The following is a 15,056-nucleotide window of genomic DNA, read 5'->3' on the forward strand; positions in this document are numbered from 1 at the left end:
CGTGTGGCCAGCGGTTTTCCATATCGGCGAGCGGCGGAGAGGGCAGGATTCGAACCTGCGTGGACCCCTGGCGGGGCCCGACCTCGAGACGTGCTCTTGGTCCCCGATCAACCACTCCGGGCACCTCTCCCTGTTCCCGGCCCGGTCTCCCGTGCCGTTCACACGCACTACGTTGCCAGGCCCCGCTGACCGCGCCCTGACGCCCCGCTGACACCACGACCGCTCATGCGCGTCAGGCCGCCCACTTCCTGAGCCCGGCCCGATCCGTCGCCCCGCCCGCCCGCGGTCGCGTTCAACGCACCGGGAAACCGAAGGAGTAGCCCTGCTGCTTCAGCCAGGGCAGCACGGTCCGCAGGGCGGCCACCGTCTGCGAACGGTCACCGCCGGCGTCGTGGAAGAGCAGGGTGGGGCCGTTGGGCAGCTCCCGCTGGACGGTGGCGACGATGGCCTCGGTGCCGGGCCGCTCGAAGTCCTTGGAGTCGACGTTCCAGCCGAGCGGCCGCATGCCGTGGGACGCCGCGAGATGCCGGCTGTACGGGGTGAAGGCACCGCCGGGGGCACGGTAGTACAGGGGGCGCACACCACCGGACGCCTTGGTGATCTGGCGTTCGGCGGTGACGATCTGCTCCGACTGGTAGGACTGCGGCTTCTTGTCCATGGTGGTGTCGTGCGAGACCGAGTGGTCGCAGAGCCGGTGCCCCGCCGCCACCACCTGCTTGACCAGGTCCGGGTGGGCCTCGGCCTGGGGCCCGACCATGCAGAAGGTCGCCTTCACACCGTTGTCCCGCAGCACCTGGAGCACCTGCGGGGTCCAGTTCGGGTCCGGGCCGTCGTCGATGGTGATGTTGACCGCGTGGTCGCCGCCGTCGGAGGCGTGGACGATGCCGGCGGACACCGGTGCCGCCTTCGGGGCGGCCGGCCTCGCCGCGGCCCGGTCCCCGCCCGCGGGGCCCGCCTGCGCGGTCCACACCGAGGTCGCGGCGGCCACCGCCGTCACGCCGACCGCCGCCGCGACCACCCGGCCGTACCATCCCCGCCCGCCGTGCCGTGCCATGTCCCGCCCCGTTCCTGCCGTGTCGGTGTCCCCGTGCACATGGCAGGACGGGCGGGAACGGCCGGAGGATCCCGCTGTTACCGATCAAGGACAATTCCGGGGTGCTTCCGGGACAACCAAGCGAGGGCCGGGACAGGAACTGCCGTCCGCCGCCCTGGCTGTCCCCGGCCCGGCCCGCCCGCTCGGGTCCATGACCGCGTCAGGCAGCCGACGGGCGGCGCGCGTCCACCTCGATCTCGATCTTCATACGGGGGTCGGCGAGACCGCACACGAGCATCGTCGCGGCGGGGCGGACCTCGCCGAAGTGGCGGCGCAGCACCGGCCAGCAGGGCTCGAAGTCGGCGCGTTCGGGCAGGAGATAGCGCACCCGTACCACATCGGGGAAGCCGCAGCCGGCCTCGGCCAGCGCGGCCCCTATGTTGCGCAGGCACTGCTCGGCCTGTTCCACGACGTCGTCGGAGATGGTCATCGTGGCGTAGTCGAACCCGGTCGTGCCGGACACATGCACCCGGTCGCCGTCCACCACGGCGCGGGCGTACCCGATCTGCTCCTCGAAGGCGGAACCGCTGAGGATCGCATGTCGCATCGTCATGCGCCGCACGCTAAGTGACCTGCGCCGGTCCGGCCAACACCGGCCCGGCGCACGGGGTCCGGTCAGCGGCCGTAGCGGCGGTCCCGGGCGGCGTACGAACGCAGGGCGCGCAGCAGGTCGATCTGACGGAAGGCGGGCCACAGGACGTCGACGAAGTGCACCTCCGCGTAGGCGGACTGCCACAGCAGGAAGCCGGACAGCCGCTGTTCGCCCGAGGTGCGGATGATGAAGTCGGTGTCGTCACCGGCCGGCGAGTACAGGTTGTCGCTGATGTGCTCCAGGTCGAACTCCGCGGCCAGGTCGCGGGGATCGCCGCCGGCGCCGATGTGCTTGTCGAAGGCAGCCCGGACGGCGTCGACGATCTCCCGGCGGCCGCCGTAGCCCACGGCGACGTCGACCTTGAGGCCGCCCCGGCCGGCGGTGCCCGCCGCGGCCTCCTTCAGGACGCGGGCGGTGTTCCCGGGCAGCAGGTCCAGCGCGCCGATGATCTCGATCTCCCCGGGCTCCCCGGGAGCGCAGATCCGCTGGACGGTCTCCTCGATTATGGCGAGCAGCGGGCCGAGTTCGTCGGCCGGTCGGTGCAGGTTGTCGTCGGACAGCATCCACAGCGTGACGTGCTTGATCCCGGCGTCGGTGCACCAGTGCAGGAAGTCGGTGACCTTGGCACCGCCGACGCGGTAGCCCTCCCGGACGTCGCTGTGTCCCGCGCCCCGGGCCCAGCGCCGGTTGCCGTCCAGCATGATCGCCACATGCCGCGGCCGGGGCAGGCCCTCCAGCTTGCGGTTCAGGCGCCGTACGTAGATCGCTTCCAACGCCGCACGCAAGGCCTTCATCGCCACACCGACATCCTTTCTCCGAGCCGTGTTGGAGGGCGCAACGATAGTCCCACGGCCGCCGCCCGGCACATCGCGGAAGGCCCGGCATACGCGCCGCCGGGGAGCCGCTACGCTGCGGGCGTGACCGGTCGACCGATGAGCCGCCGCGGCCTGCTGCGGGCCGCGAGCCTCGGTCCGGCCGCGACGGTCGCGGGCTGTTCCGGGGACAGCGGGCCCCGGTGGCGGCTCAGACTCGCCACGGGAGCGCCGGGCGGGCCGTACCACGCCTTCGGCCGGGCGCTGGCGGCCGAGGCCGAACGCGGCGGCGCCCGGTCCCGCATCATCGCGCTCGGCACCTCGGCGAGCGTGGACAACCTGCGCATGCTCGCCGCGGGTTCGGCGGACCTCGGCCTCGCCATGGCCGACGCCGCCGAGGACGCCGTCCGGGGCCGCGCGCCGTTCACCCGCCCGACCGGGGTGACCGCCCTCGCCCGCGTCTACGTGAACTATGCCCACCTCGTCGTGCCGGCGCGCGGCCCCGTGCGGTCGGTGCGCGATCTGGCGGGGCTGACCGTGGCCACCGGCGCGGCGGGTTCCGGCGGGCAGGTGCTGGCCGGCCGGCTGCTGCGGGTCTCCGGGCTGACCGGTGAACGGTCGGTGCAGCAACGGCGGTTCGGGCTCGCCGCCTCGCTGAAGGCGCTGCGCACCGGCACGGTCGACGCCCTGGTCTGGGCCGGCGGCGTCCCCACCCCCGCGCTGTCCGTCCTGGCCCGCGAACTGCCGCTGCGCTTCCTGCCGCTGGAGTCCGCCGCGGGGACCCTGCGCGACACCTACGGCCCCGTCTACACGACCGTCACCCTCCCGGCCGGCGTGTACGGGCTCACCGCACCGGTCACCACCATCGGTGTGGGCAACTACCTGCTGGCCCGCCCCGGCGTGCCCGGGCAGGCCGTCGAGGACGTGCTCCGTGTGGTGTTCGACCGGTGGCGGGTGCTGCTGAGGGAGGTGACCGCGGGCGCCCGGCTCGAACCCCGGTTCGCCGTCGCCACGGGCGACGTACCCCTGCATCCGGGGGCGGTGGCCTACTACCGGTCGGTGTACGGCTGACCCGCGCCCCCGGCGGAGCGCGCCACCGGGTGTCGGACGGCCGGCAGCCGCAACTCCACGACCAGGCCGCGCGGTTGGTTGCGGGCCGTGCCGAGCCGGCCCCCGCTGAGCCGGGCGATCTCGTCGGCGATGGCCAGTCCGAGGCCGCTGCCGGGAAGGTTCTGGTGCTCGGGCGCCCGGGCGAAACGCCGGGTGAGCAGCGGCAGCCGGTCGTCCGGCACGCCCGGCCCGTCGTCGCGGACAAGCACCACGGCGTCGCCGTCCACCACGGTGGCCGCCACCTCGACGGTCCCGCCGGACGGGACGAACTTCACGGCGTTGTCCAGTGCGGCGTCCAGGATCCGGCCCACCGCGTCCGCCACCGCCCGCGCCCGCAGCCCCTCCGGCGGGCAACTGGCGGTCACCGTCAGCCCGGAGGCCTCGAAAACCGGCCGCCACGCGGCCACCCGCTCGCGCACCGCGCGCGCCACGTCCTGCTCCGTGCGCCGCACCGTGCCGGACTCCACACGCGCCAGCGCGAGCAGCCCGTCGAGGAGCTCCTCCAGGCGCTCCGCCTCGTCCAGGGCGCGGGCGTGTTCCTGCCGGCCGGGACCGGGCGGCAGGTGCGGCTCGACGTTCTCCAACTGCAGGACCAGGGTCGCCAGCGGATTGCGCAGCTGGTGCGAGGCGTCCGCGACGAAGGCGCGCTGGCGCCCCAGGGACTCGGCGACCGTCTCCGCCATGGCATTGAAGTGCCGTCGTAGGCTGCGCAGTTCGGGTGGCCCGGTGTCGGACACGGCCCGCGTCCGAAGGCTGCCCGAGGCGAGGGCGGCGACCGCCCGGTCCAGATCGCGCACCGGGCGCATCAGCCAGCGGGTGATGCCGGCCGCGACCAGGGCGGCGGCCGTGAAGGCGGCGAGCGCTCCGCAGGCGATGAGCGCCCAGCGCACGGTCACGTCCGTGCGGGCAGCCGTGGTCGGCACGGCCAGCAGGACCGCTCCGCTGACCCGCTCGTCCCGCCCCACCGGCTCGGCGAGCACCACCCGGTCCGGGCCCCAGGGCCGGACGGTGGGCAGCCGCTCGGTGGACCGGCCGGTCAGCGCCCGGTCCAGGACCTCGTCCGCCGCGGACCCGGAGACGACGGTGCCCGCCCGCGCCAGGGTCCGCCCCGCGGAGTCCACCACGGTCACCGAGGCGCTGTAGAGCCCGGCGTACCGGCGGATCTCGCCGGCCAGTTCGGCGCGGTCGGCCGCGGTCCGCGCCCGGTCGGCGAGGTCGGCGAACCGCACCGCGTCGGAGCGTCGTTGCAGCAGCAGGTGCTCCGTGCGCCCGCTCGCGTACGAGCCGGCCAGCGGCCCGGACAGCAGCAGCGTCGCGGCCCCCATGAGCACCATCAGGACGGCGAGCAGCCTGCGCCTCATCGGCTCCCCGGTCCCGCCGCTGGCCCGCCCGGGGCGCCCAGCCGGTACCCGAAGCCCCGTACCGTGCGCACCAGTTCGGCACGGCCCGTCTTCGCGCGGATGCCCGCCACGTGCACGTCCAGCGACCGGGAGGCGGCGAGGAAGGCATCGCCCCAGACCCGGTCCAGGATCTCCTCCCGGGAGTGCGCCTCGTCGGGCCGCGCCGCGAGGACGGCGAGCACGTCGAACTCCCGCCGGGTGAGCCGCACTTCGGTGCCCGCGACAGTGACCGTACGGCCCGCGACGTCGACCTCCACGTCCCCGGCGCGCACGGGACGCCCCCCGGTGCCGGCGCGGGACGGGGCCGCCCCGGTGCGGCGGCGTACGGTGTCGATCCGGGCCATCAGCTCGTTCATCCGGAACGGCTTGACCACGTAGTCGTCGGCGCCGGCCCGCAGCCCTTGCACGATGTCGCGTTCCTCGCAACGGGCCGTCACCACGATCAGCGGCGCGTCGCACACCGTCCGCAGCCGGCGCAACAGGTCCAGCCCGTCCAGGTCGGGCAGTCCGAGGTCGAGCAGCACGAACTGCGCCTCGTGGACGTGCCGAAGGGCGTCCAGGGCCCGGGCCGCCCGGCGCACGGTGTGCCCGCGCTGGGTGAGGGCCGTGGTCAGCGCCTGGGCCATCCGGTCGTCGTCCTCGACGAGCAGCGCGTGCATGCGAGTTCCTCGTGCCGTGGTGACCTGGGCGGCAGCTTACGCAGGACACCCGGCCCGGGCCACCACCCGGTCACCGCCCCCCGGTCAGCGCACGGCCCGGGCGCGGTCGGGGACGGCGTCCGTGTCCGTCGCCGCCTCGGCGCGGCTGAGCGCGGCGTCGCGGGTGTCCGGCATCAGGACGTAGGTGACCAGCGAGACGAGCGCACAGCCCGACACGTACCAGAAGAAGAGCTTCTCGTGACCGCCGTCCTTGAACCACAGGGCCACGTACTCGGCCGTGCCGCCGAACAGCGCGTTGGCGATCGCGTAGGGCAGCGCCACGCCGAGGGCGCGGACCCGGGTGGGGAACAGCTCCGCCTTCACGGCCGCGTTGATCGAGGTGTAGCCGGTGACGATCACCAGGGCGAGCAGGGAGAGGCCCAGCGCCGGCCAGTACGAGGACGCCGAGCCGAGCGCGGTCATGATGGGGTACGTGCCCACCGTGCAGCCCACCGCGAAGGTGATCAGCAGCGGGCGGCGCCCGATCCGGTCGGACAGCGCGCCGGCGAGCGGCTGGAGCAGCGCGAAGACGGCGAGCGCGGTGAAACTCACCAGCGTGGCCGTGGACTTGGCCATGCCGGCGCTGCCGATCAGGTACTTGGTGAGATAGGTGGTGTACGTGTAGTACGCCACCGTGCCGCCCAGGGTGAGCGCCATGACGAGGCCGGCCTCGCGGCGGTGCTGCCACAGCACGGCGAGCGTGCCGCGCGCGCTGTCCGTGCCCCCGTCCGCGCCGGACTCCTCGGTGAAGGCCGCCGTCTCCGTCAGCCGCCGCCGCAGCCAGTACACGACCACGGAGAACAGCGCACCGAGCACGAACGGGATGCGCCAGCCCCAGCTCTCCAGCTGACCGGTGGTCAGCGTGTGCTGCAGTGTGATCAGTACGGCGAGACCGAGGAGCTGACCGCAGGTCATCGACACGTACTGGAACGAGGAACCGAGACCGCGCCGGTTCCGGGCCGACGCCTCGGTCAGGTACGTGGCGCTGGCGGCGTACTCGCCTCCGATGCTCAGGCCCTGCAGCAGGCGGGCCAGCAGCAGCACCAGGGCGCCGAGGTATCCCGCCCGGCCGTAGGTGGGGGCGACGGCGATGAGCAGGGCGGCCACCGACATCAGGGTGACGGTGAGGGTGAGCGCGCTCTTGCGGCCGCGCCGGTCCGCCGCCCGCCCGAGGATCCAGCCGCCGACCGGCCGCATCAGGAAGCCGACGGCGAAGATACCGGCCGTGTTCAGCAGCTTGGTGGTCGGATTGTCGCCGGGGAAGAACGAGTCGGCGAAGTAGATCGCGAAGCTCGCGTAGACGAACCAGTCGTACCACTCCACGAGGTTGCCCAGGGACCCGCCGACGAGGGCGAGGCGGCGGCTGCCGGGGGAGTGGCCCGGCGGTGTTCCGGGCACGGCGGCGGAGGATGACATGGCGGCTCCAGGTGGGGAATTCCGGTGGGAAACGGGGAACGGGGCGGCCGCCCCCGGGACCTGAGTGCGCCCGAGCATGCGGGCGGCCGCCGCCCCCGGACAAGGACCGGCACGCAGATCTAACACGCCGCTAAGAAAGCGGCCTCGCCCGCCCGCGCCGAGGAGTACGGCCCCCTGCTGTCGAACCGGGTGAAGGGCAGCCGTCAGGGCTGCGGGACCGGCCGTGGCCGGGAACACGGGACATGCGTGGGGCCGCCGTGAGGAGACGCGAGGGCACCGGTCGCCGCCGTGGCGGCGGGCGGGGTCAGTGCCGACGGCGGCCGCTGTGGGACGCCGCGATCAATGGCTTCAGTCCTTCGCCGTGCAGAAGTTGGCGTGGATCAACCCGACGGATGCTGCCACACGTCGGGAGAGCCGCACAAGCCGTGGTCCGCCCGTTCCGGGCCCTTTCACAGCCGGACCACGACCAGGGCGATGTCGTCGCGGCCGCCGCTGGCCACACCGAGTTTGGTCAGCAGTGTGTCGGCGAGCCGTTCGGCGCCCAGGCTGCCGCACTGCGTTATCGCGCGCCTCAGCCGGTCGAGGCCGGCGTCGATGTCCTCCTTGCGGCGCTCGATGAGCCCGTCGGTGTACAGCACCAGGGTGTCGCCGGGCGTGTACTGGATGCTGGCCTGGGGGCGCGGCACGTGCACCGGCCGCGCGCCCAGGGGCGGGTCGGTGGCCCGGTCCAGCAGCTCCGTACGGCCGTCCGGGTGAGCCAGCACCGGCGGCGGGTGGCCGGCGCAGCTGTAGGTGATCAGATGGCTGCGCCGGTCGACGATCGTCTTGACGGCCGTCGTGCCCAGGGCTCCCTCGATCGAGCGGGCGTACAGCCCCAGCACCTCAAGGGCCTGTGCGGGCCGCTCCAGGGCCCGGATGGCCGCCGACAGCGCGCTGCGCAGCATGCCCATCACGGCGGCGGCCTCCAGGCCGTGCCCGATGACGTCGCCGACCGCCAGGGCGAGCTGGTCCGGCGGGATGTCGACCACGTCGTACCAGTCGCCGCACACGTTCAGCGAGCCGATCGCGGGCAGGTAGCGCACCGCCACGTCGTGCGGATGGTGGGCCAGATCGGGGGCGTGCAGCATGGCCTCCTGCAGCGTGACCGCGACCTCCCGCTCCCTGGTGTTGGCCTGCCGCAGCTCCTCGTTCAGCCGCTGCAGCTCCCGTGCCCGGGAGTACAGCTCCGCCTCCAGCGTCTGGGCGGCCTCCAGGCGTTTGCCGACCCGGACCCCGGCGGGGTTGCCGGCCTGGTGGGCCTTGACGAACGCGGTCACGTCCTCGACCCGGTGGATGATCCACGCCACCTGCCCGTCCGGCCCCGTGACCGGGGTGTTCACCGGGGACCACCAGCGCTCCTCGAACTCCCCGGGCCGGCGCACGACGGGGATGTCGTACTTCTGCAGCGCCATCGTGTCCGGCTCGCGGGTGGACAGGACCCGGTGCAGGGAGGCGTTGAGATTCCGTGTCCCGTCGGCCTCCGGGTCGTTCGGGTTGTCCGGGAACGCCTGGAAGACGTGCTGCCCGATCAGGTCGTCGCGGGTCCGCCCGGTCGCCTCCAGATACGCCCGGTTGACATCCACGATCACCAGGTCCGGGCCCAGGACGAGGTACGGGCTCGGGGTGGCGGCGAACAGCGCCGCGTGATCGACCTCCGCCGGCATCCTCCGCTCCCTGTTCCACTGGTGGCCTGCACACTAAGGCTGCACCAGCCGGACGTGTCCCGCTCTTCCAGCGGCGTCCGGAACACGACCGGGACACGAGCGGGGCGCGACCGCGGCACGGGCCGTGTCCGGTCCGTGCCGCGGTCGTGCCGTGCGGGTGCCTGTGCCCCGGGGCGCGTCAGACGGCGGGTTGCACGGCCTCCATCCCGGCCTGCTCGGCCGCGAGGGCCCGGCCCGGCAGCGTGAGCACGGCCACGAAGCCGAGGACGGCCACGACGGCGAAGAAGTAGAAGCCCCACGGGTGACCGACCCCGGAGGCGACCAGCGCGCCGGTGATCGACGGGCCGACGATCGACCCGATGCGGCCGATGCCGGAGGCCGAGCCGAGCGCGGTGCCGCGCACGGCGGCCGGGTAGAAGTTGGTCACGTAGGCGTAGACGAGCACCTGCGCCGAGAAGACGAACACACCCGTCAGGAAGACCACCGTGTCGAGCAGCAGGTCGCTGTCCATCCGGATGCTGAGGCAGGCCAGCATCACCACCGAGACCGCGAACCAGCCGAGCGTGACCGGCTTGATGCCCCGCCGGTCGGCGACGAAGCCGCCCAGCACCAGCCCGGCCACACCGCCCGCGTTGAGGATCAGGAGCTGGGTGACGGCCGTGGGGACGGGGTAGCCGGCCTCGTTCATCAGCTTGGGCAGCCAGGTGTTGAGGCCGTAGACCAGCAGCAGGCCCATGAAGGAGGCGACCCAGATGCCGATGCCCGCGCGCAGGTAGGCCGGCTTGAGCAGTTCGGTGAACGGCACGCGCTGGGCCCCGGTCGCCTTCCGGGCGCGCACGAACGCCTCCGACTCCGGCAGCCGGAACCACTGGACGCCCGCGACGACGAGCCCGGCCGCGCCGAGGACGTAGAAGAGCATCTCCCAGTTGTCGGTCACCTGCAGGGCCAGCAGCGAGGTGATCACGGCACCGGTGTGGTAGCCGGTCATCGTCAGCGTGCTGGCGCGGGCCCGGCGCCGGGCGGGCATGTGCTCGGCCATCATCGTCAGCGACACCGGCATGCAGGCGCCGAGGCCGACACCGGCGATCAGCCGCAGCACGGCGAACATCGCCACGGAGGAGGCGAGCGGCACCAGCAGGGTGAAGACGGAGAACAGCACCACCGAACCGATGAGCAGCAGGCGCCGCCCGAGCCGGTCGGCGAGCGGACCGACCAGGACCGCGCCGATGGCCACACCGACCAGCGAGAGCGTGGCGATGGTGGTGGCGTCCCCGGCGGTGATGCCGAGGTGCTTGGTCTTGATCAGGGTCGGGATGATGGCGCCGAGGACGACGAGGTCGTATCCCTCGAGCATGACGGTGATCCAGCACAGGACCACCGTCCAGACGTTGCGGCCGGCGGCGCCGGTGCCCGCGGAGGTGTTGGACGCGTCGGACGCGTCGGAAGAGACGACGGATGCCATGGAGACATTCCCCCCAGAGCGGCTACGGGAGACGGATGTGGGTGAGCGGAAGCCGGAGCGGTCGCGCGGAGCTCCGGCGGAACGGGAACACGGGGATCAGAACGGGTAGTCGGCGATGTCCGGCCGTACCGTGACCCACTGGGTCTCGGTGAAGGCCTCGATGTTGGCGGCGGCTCCGCCGAACCGGGACCCGGTGCCGGAGGCCTTGACCCCGCCGAACGGGGCGTGGGGCTCGTCGGCGACGGTCTGCTCGTTGATGTGGATCTTTCCGGAGTCGATCCGGTCGGCGAGTTTCATCGCCGTGCCGACGTCGCCGAGGATGCCGACGGACAACCCGTACTCGCAGTCGTTGACGATCCGAGCGGCCTCCTCCGGCGTGGAGAAGCCGATGACGGGCGCCACGGGACCGAAGATCTCCTCGCGCCAGGCCGGCATGTCGGGCGTGAGGCCGGTCAGCACGGTGGCGCGGTACCCGGCGCCCGCGATCTCGCCGCCCGCGAGCAGCTTGGCACCCGCCGCGACGCTGTCGGTGACGATGCCGTGCACCCGCTCGAGCTGCCGCCGGTCGATGATCGGGCCCAGCGCCACGTCCTCCCGGGCCGGGTCGCCCACGGGCAGTGCCTCCGCCTTCGCGGCGAGCACCGCCGAGTACTCCTCCAGCAGCGACTCGTGCACGATGTGACGGCCGGTCGTCATGCAGATCTGCCCCTGGTGCAGATACGAGCCGAACGCGCCGGCGGAGGCCGCCTTGCGCACGTCGGCGCCGGGCAGCACCACCAGGGCGTTGTTCCCGCCGAGTTCGAGGTGGGCCCGCTTGAGCAGCCGGCCCGCCCGCTCGCCGATCGCGCGGCCGACCGGGGTGGAGCCGGTGAAGGAGACGACCCGCACCTCGGGCGCCTCGACGACCGCCTCGCCGACCGAGCCGTCGCCCGGGAGCAGGTGCAGCAGCCCGGAGGGCAGCCCGGCCTCCTCGAAGACGCGGGCGATGACGACGCCACCGCTGACCGCGGTGCGCGGGTCCGGCTTCAGCAGGACCGCGTTGCCCAGCGCCAGCGCGGGCGCCACCGAGCGCAGGCCGAGGATGAGCGGGAAGTTGAACGGCGCGATCACGCTGACCACACCGGCCGGGCGGCGCCGGGCGAAGGACCAGCGGGCCTCCTCCGAGGCCAGCACCTCGCCCTGCGGATGCGTCGGCAGCGCCGCGCACTCGAAGCACTCGCCCAGGGCGAGCCCCACCTCGAAGGCCGCCTTGGACCGCACCGAGCCGGCCTCCCGCACCAGCCAGTCCTCGATCTCGGCGGCGTGCTCGGTGAACAGCTCGCCCGCGCGGCGCAGCACGGCCGCCCGTTCGGCGGCCGGGGTGGCCGCCCAGGTGCGCTGGGCCTCGGCGGCGCGGGCCGCCGCACGGCCGACGTCCCCGGCCGCGGCCAGGCCCACGGTGCCGAGCCGGTCACCGGTCGCGGGCTCGGTCACGGGCTGGTCGAGGGAGGCGTCCCGCCAGCCGTCGCCGAAGAGCTTCTTGCCCCAGACGGCGCTGTCCAGGAGTGTCATCGGTTTCCCTTCCGCCCCCGTCGGGGGGCGAGTTGTCTGAGAGGGGATGGGTGCCGGGAGGGTGGTCAGGACGGCGTGGTGAGCGCCGTGTCGACCTGGACCAGCCGGGGTCCGTCCGGGCGTTCGGCCAGCACGGCCCGCAGCTCGTCGACGCCGCCGACGTGCCGGGCGGGCACCCCGTAGCCCTCCGCGATACGGGTGAAGTCCAGACCCGGGATGTCCAGGCCCGGCGCGTCCGGCACGCCGAGCAGACCGCTGAACCAGCGCAGCGCCCCGTACGCCCCGTTGCGCAGCAGCACCACGGTGAGCGGGACCCGGTGCCGCGCGGCGGTCCACAGGGCGGTGATGCCGTAGTTGGCCGAGCCGTCCCCGATCACGCCGACGACCGGCCGGCCCGGCTGGCCCATGGCGACCCCGACCGCGCCGGGCAGCCCGAAACCGAGGCCGCCGGCCGCCGGGAAGTAGTACGAGCCCGGCTCGCGCAGGTCCATCTGGCGCCACCACGCGGCGTTCGTCGAGGTCGACTCCACGACGTAGGCGGTGTCGCGGGGCTGCTCGTCCCGCAGGGCGGCGAAGACCTGCTCGGGGTGCAGACGCGGTGCCTCGGCGGACGCCGGCTCGGGCGCCGGCCGGAACTCACCGGTGGGCGCCGCGGGCGCGTCCAGCTCCTTCAGCAGCAGCTCGATCACCGCCGCCGGGTCGGCCACCAGCGCCTCGCCCATGGGGGCCCGCGCCGCGGCCGGGGCGTCCTCGGTCACCTGGACCAGCCGGGTGCCCTCCGGCAGGTACCGCCCGGGAAGGTACTCGTGGTACCGGAACACCGGGGCGCCGAGCACCAGCACCAGATCGTGGCCCTCGAACGCCCGGGAGACCGGCTCGATCCCGGCCGGCAGCACACCGCGGAACAGCGGATGGCGGTTGGGGAAGGGCAGCCGGAACTGCGACGGCGCCGCCCACACCGGACCGCCCAGCCGCTCGGCGAGGCGCACCGCGTCGTGGAACAGTCCGGCGGAGTCGATGTCCCCGCCCAGCACCAGCGCGGGCCGCCGCGCCGCGGCGACCTGCTCGGCCAGCCGGCGTCCCTGCTCCGCGCCGGGCGCACCCGCGAGCTCCACCCGCCGGTCCAGCACGGCCAGGGAGTTCTCGCCCGCGTCGGCCGCCCAGTCGTCGTACGGCACGGAGAGGTAGGTGGGGCGGCGCTGCAACCGGGCCTCGAAGACCGCCTGGGCGAGCGCGCGCGGCACGTCCTGCGCGCACGCCGGTTCGGCGGCCCAGCCGACCAGCGGCCGCATCAGCGCGGGGGCGTCGACGTTGGCGAGGTTGGCCTCCGGCCCGATGGCCGGCCGCACCTGCTGACCGGCCACCACCACCAGGGGCGTGCGCGAGGCCACCGCGTTCGTCAGCGCGCCCATGGCGTTGCCGGAGCCGGACGCGGCGTGCAGGTTGACCAGGACGGGACGGCCGGTCGCCTGGGCGTAGCCGTCGGCCATGCCCACCACGGCCCCCTCGTGCAGACCGAGGACGTAGCGGAACCCGTCCGGCAGATCGGCGAGGAAGGGCAGCTCGTTGGAGCCGGGGTTGCCGAAGACGGTGGTGAGCCCCTGGCGCCGCAGGAACTCGTGGGAGACATGACGCACGGACGGCACGGGTGCTTTTCCCTTCGGAAGTGACGCAGCACACGCTAAGGAGCCCGCGACATGGTCACCAATAGATGTTGTCCGGCCCCGATATAGACTCCGTCGATATGAGCAGCTTCGACCTCAACCTCGCCCGTGTCTTCGTGCTGCTCTACGAGACCGGCAGCGTCACGGCGACCGCCGAGACCCTGCACGTCACCCAGCCCACCGTCAGCTACAGCCTGGGCAAACTCCGTCGCCACTTCGGCGACGACCTGTTCCGCCGGACCGGCCGGGGCCTCACCCCGACCGCCGGTGCCCGCCGCCTGTACGAGCCGCTGCAGCGCGCCCTGGCCGACATCGACGGGGCCATCCGCCAGTCCGACGACTTCGACCCGGCGGTCATGGGGGGCCGCTTCACCGTCTCCTTCTCCGACCTCGGTGAGGTGACCCTGCTGCCGCGCCTGGTGGCGGCGGCGCGCGAGCACGCGCCCCGGGTGTCCTTCGCCGTCCGCTCCCTTGACGTGGACGACGCCGAGAGCCAGCTCCGCAGCGGCGAACTCGACGCCTTCGTCGCCACACCGGTGCTGACGTCCCACCGCACCGTGCGCATCCCGCTCTTCCACGAGCGCTACGTCGGCATGGTCGCCGCCGACCACCCCCGTATCCGCGGCGCCTGTGTCACCCTGGCCGAACTCGCCGCCGAGCACCACGCGTCGGTGTACGGGCCCAGCGGGCACGTCGTCCCGCGGTCGCTGCTGGCCACCCATGGGCTGCTGGATCGCGTGGCCGTCGACGCGACCCGCTTCTCGGTGCTGCCGTACCTGCTGGAGCGGACCGATCTGATCGCCATCGTCCCCGAGTACGTCGGCGAGGTCTTCACCGCCTCGCACCGCCTGCGGCTGGTCCGTCTGCCGTTCGACACCGAGCCCATCGAGATCGCGCTCTACGCCCGGCACGAGGCGTCCCGCAGCCCCTCGCAGCGCTGGCTGGTGCACTTCATGGCCGAGGTCCTGGGCGAACTGGTCAGCCCCGCGCAACTGCCGCCGACCGCCATCCGGTAGGGCGCGCTCTTCTGGCGGTGCGGCGCTGTCTCGCGCACCGTGGAGGGGAGGGACCGTCCAGGCGGGCGCACGTTCCGCGAGAGAGGTGGGACACGTGGACAGCAATGTCTCCGGGCCGAAGGTCGTGGTCGGTGTCGACGGTTCGCCGTCCTCCTACGCGGCGCTGCGCTGGGCCGTGCGCTACGCGGGCCTCGTCGGCGCCACCGTGGACGCCGTCACCGCGTGGGAGCTGCCGGGTCTGTACGGCTGGTCGGGGCCCGCTGTGGACATGGACGTCGACCGGGACGAGGCCCGGGACCGGATGCGGCAGGAACTCACCGACGTACTCGGCGCGGACGCGGCCGGTTCGGTGCGGACCCATGTGGTGCACGGCAACCCCGCCGATGTGCTGCTGCGGGCCGCCGAGGGAGCCGAGGCGCTGGTCGTCGGCAGCCGGGGCCGGGGCGGCTTCGCCCGGGCCCTGCTCGGCTCCGTCGGCCAGCACGTGACACAGCACGCGACCTGCCCGGTCGTGCTGGTGCGCCCCGAGCCGAAGTAGT

Annotated in this window: 13 protein-coding genes and 1 pseudogene; 3 read left to right on the forward strand and 11 right to left on the reverse strand. The window is 73.6% G+C overall.

What is annotated here, in order from left to right; genetic code table 11:
- Positions 1 to 34: 34 nt before the first annotated feature.
- From AB0924_RS15170 to AB0924_RS15185, 4 genes and pseudogenes are all read right to left on the reverse strand, one after another.
- A pseudogene (locus tag AB0924_RS15170) lies at positions 35 to 130 on the reverse strand.
- Positions 131 to 292: 162 nt separating this feature from the next.
- Complete coding sequence (locus AB0924_RS15175; protein WP_358933951.1) at positions 293 to 1,054, reverse strand: polysaccharide deacetylase family protein; 762 nt, start codon at positions 1,052 to 1,054, stop codon at positions 293 to 295.
- Between the two features lie 199 nt (positions 1,055 to 1,253).
- On the reverse strand, positions 1,254 to 1,646 hold the full coding sequence (locus AB0924_RS15180; protein ID WP_358933953.1) for a RidA family protein: 393 nt from the start codon (positions 1,644 to 1,646) through the stop codon (positions 1,254 to 1,256).
- Positions 1,647 to 1,708: 62 nt separating this feature from the next.
- The gene (locus tag AB0924_RS15185; protein WP_358934136.1) at positions 1,709 to 2,479 is read right to left on the reverse strand and encodes an isoprenyl transferase; all 771 of its coding nucleotides are present in this window, start codon (positions 2,477 to 2,479) and stop codon (positions 1,709 to 1,711) included.
- 123 nt (positions 2,480 to 2,602) lie between these two features.
- Between AB0924_RS15185 and AB0924_RS15190 the strand changes: the two genes are divergently transcribed.
- The gene (locus AB0924_RS15190; RefSeq protein WP_366911611.1) at positions 2,603 to 3,568 is read left to right on the forward strand and encodes a TAXI family TRAP transporter solute-binding subunit; all 966 of its coding nucleotides are present in this window, start codon (positions 2,603 to 2,605) and stop codon (positions 3,566 to 3,568) included.
- On the opposite strand, the gene AB0924_RS15195 is transcribed toward AB0924_RS15190, so the two are convergent.
- The 7 genes from AB0924_RS15195 to mdlC all read right to left on the reverse strand — a co-directional run bounded on the left by AB0924_RS15195 (position 3,547) and on the right by mdlC (position 13,483).
- Positions 3,547 to 4,968 carry a HAMP domain-containing sensor histidine kinase gene (locus AB0924_RS15195; RefSeq protein ID WP_366911612.1) on the reverse strand — a complete coding sequence of 474 codons (1,422 nt, stop codon included), beginning with the start codon at positions 4,966 to 4,968 and terminating at the stop codon, positions 3,547 to 3,549. The two genes, AB0924_RS15190 and AB0924_RS15195, sit on opposite strands and share 22 nt — an antisense overlap.
- A complete protein-coding gene (locus AB0924_RS15200; protein WP_358933959.1) occupies positions 4,965 to 5,666 on the reverse strand; it encodes a response regulator transcription factor in 702 nt (233 codons plus the stop codon). Before AB0924_RS15200 ends, AB0924_RS15195 begins: the two co-directional genes overlap by 4 nt.
- A gap of 84 nt (positions 5,667 to 5,750) precedes the next feature.
- Positions 5,751 to 7,121 carry an MFS transporter gene (locus tag AB0924_RS15205; protein WP_358933961.1) on the reverse strand — a complete coding sequence of 457 codons (1,371 nt, stop codon included), beginning with the start codon at positions 7,119 to 7,121 and terminating at the stop codon, positions 5,751 to 5,753.
- 449 nt (positions 7,122 to 7,570) lie between these two features.
- Entirely contained in the window at positions 7,571 to 8,824 is a 1,254-nt protein-coding gene (locus AB0924_RS15210; protein WP_366911613.1) for a SpoIIE family protein phosphatase, read from the reverse strand.
- Between the two features lie 178 nt (positions 8,825 to 9,002).
- Positions 9,003 to 10,286 (reverse strand): aromatic acid/H+ symport family MFS transporter, encoded by a 1,284-nt coding sequence (locus tag AB0924_RS15215; RefSeq protein WP_366911614.1) that lies wholly within the window; start codon positions 10,284 to 10,286, stop codon positions 9,003 to 9,005.
- Between the two features lie 96 nt (positions 10,287 to 10,382).
- Complete coding sequence (locus AB0924_RS15220; RefSeq protein WP_358933967.1) at positions 10,383 to 11,837, reverse strand: benzaldehyde dehydrogenase; 1,455 nt, start codon at positions 11,835 to 11,837, stop codon at positions 10,383 to 10,385.
- 65 nt (positions 11,838 to 11,902) lie between these two features.
- The gene (mdlC, locus tag AB0924_RS15225) at positions 11,903 to 13,483 is read right to left on the reverse strand and encodes a benzoylformate decarboxylase (protein ID WP_358933969.1); all 1,581 of its coding nucleotides are present in this window, start codon (positions 13,481 to 13,483) and stop codon (positions 11,903 to 11,905) included.
- Positions 13,484 to 13,581: 98 nt separating this feature from the next.
- On the opposite strand from mdlC, the gene AB0924_RS15230 reads away from it, so the two are divergent.
- Together AB0924_RS15230 and AB0924_RS15235 are read left to right on the forward strand one after the other, a co-directional pair.
- On the forward strand, positions 13,582 to 14,517 hold the full coding sequence (locus tag AB0924_RS15230) for a LysR family transcriptional regulator (protein ID WP_366911615.1): 936 nt from the start codon (positions 13,582 to 13,584) through the stop codon (positions 14,515 to 14,517).
- 94 nt (positions 14,518 to 14,611) lie between these two features.
- Entirely contained in the window at positions 14,612 to 15,055 is a 444-nt protein-coding gene (locus AB0924_RS15235; protein WP_358933973.1) for a universal stress protein, read from the forward strand.
- Position 15,056: the final 1 nt, after the last annotated feature.

Source organism: Streptomyces sp. NPDC047869 (genome assembly GCF_040704065.1).
Classification (GTDB): domain Bacteria; phylum Actinomycetota; class Actinomycetes; order Streptomycetales; family Streptomycetaceae; genus Streptomyces.

Bases quoted from the DNA above. Each gene is read 5' to 3' on its own strand.
- AB0924_RS15200 (WP_358933959.1), bottom strand. From the start codon at position 5,666: ATGCACGCGCTGCTCGTCGAGGACGACGACCGGATGGCCCAGGCGCTG.
- AB0924_RS15220 (WP_358933967.1), bottom strand. From the start codon at position 11,837: ATGACACTCCTGGACAGCGCCGTCTGGGGCAAGAAGCTCTTCGGCGAC.
- AB0924_RS15205 (WP_358933961.1), bottom strand. From the start codon at position 7,121: ATGTCATCCTCCGCCGCCGTGCCCGGAACACCGCCGGGCCACTCCCCC.
- AB0924_RS15175 (WP_358933951.1), bottom strand. From the start codon at position 1,054: ATGGCACGGCACGGCGGGCGGGGATGGTACGGCCGGGTGGTCGCGGCG.
- AB0924_RS15185 (WP_358934136.1), bottom strand. From the start codon at position 2,479: ATGAAGGCCTTGCGTGCGGCGTTGGAAGCGATCTACGTACGGCGCCTG.
- AB0924_RS15215 (WP_366911614.1), bottom strand. From the start codon at position 10,286: ATGGCATCCGTCGTCTCTTCCGACGCGTCCGACGCGTCCAACACCTCC.
- AB0924_RS15230 (WP_366911615.1), top strand. From the start codon at position 13,582: ATGAGCAGCTTCGACCTCAACCTCGCCCGTGTCTTCGTGCTGCTCTAC.
- AB0924_RS15195 (WP_366911612.1), bottom strand. From the start codon at position 4,968: ATGAGGCGCAGGCTGCTCGCCGTCCTGATGGTGCTCATGGGGGCCGCG.
- AB0924_RS15210 (WP_366911613.1), bottom strand. From the start codon at position 8,824: ATGCCGGCGGAGGTCGATCACGCGGCGCTGTTCGCCGCCACCCCGAGC.
- AB0924_RS15180 (WP_358933953.1), bottom strand. From the start codon at position 1,646: ATGACGATGCGACATGCGATCCTCAGCGGTTCCGCCTTCGAGGAGCAG.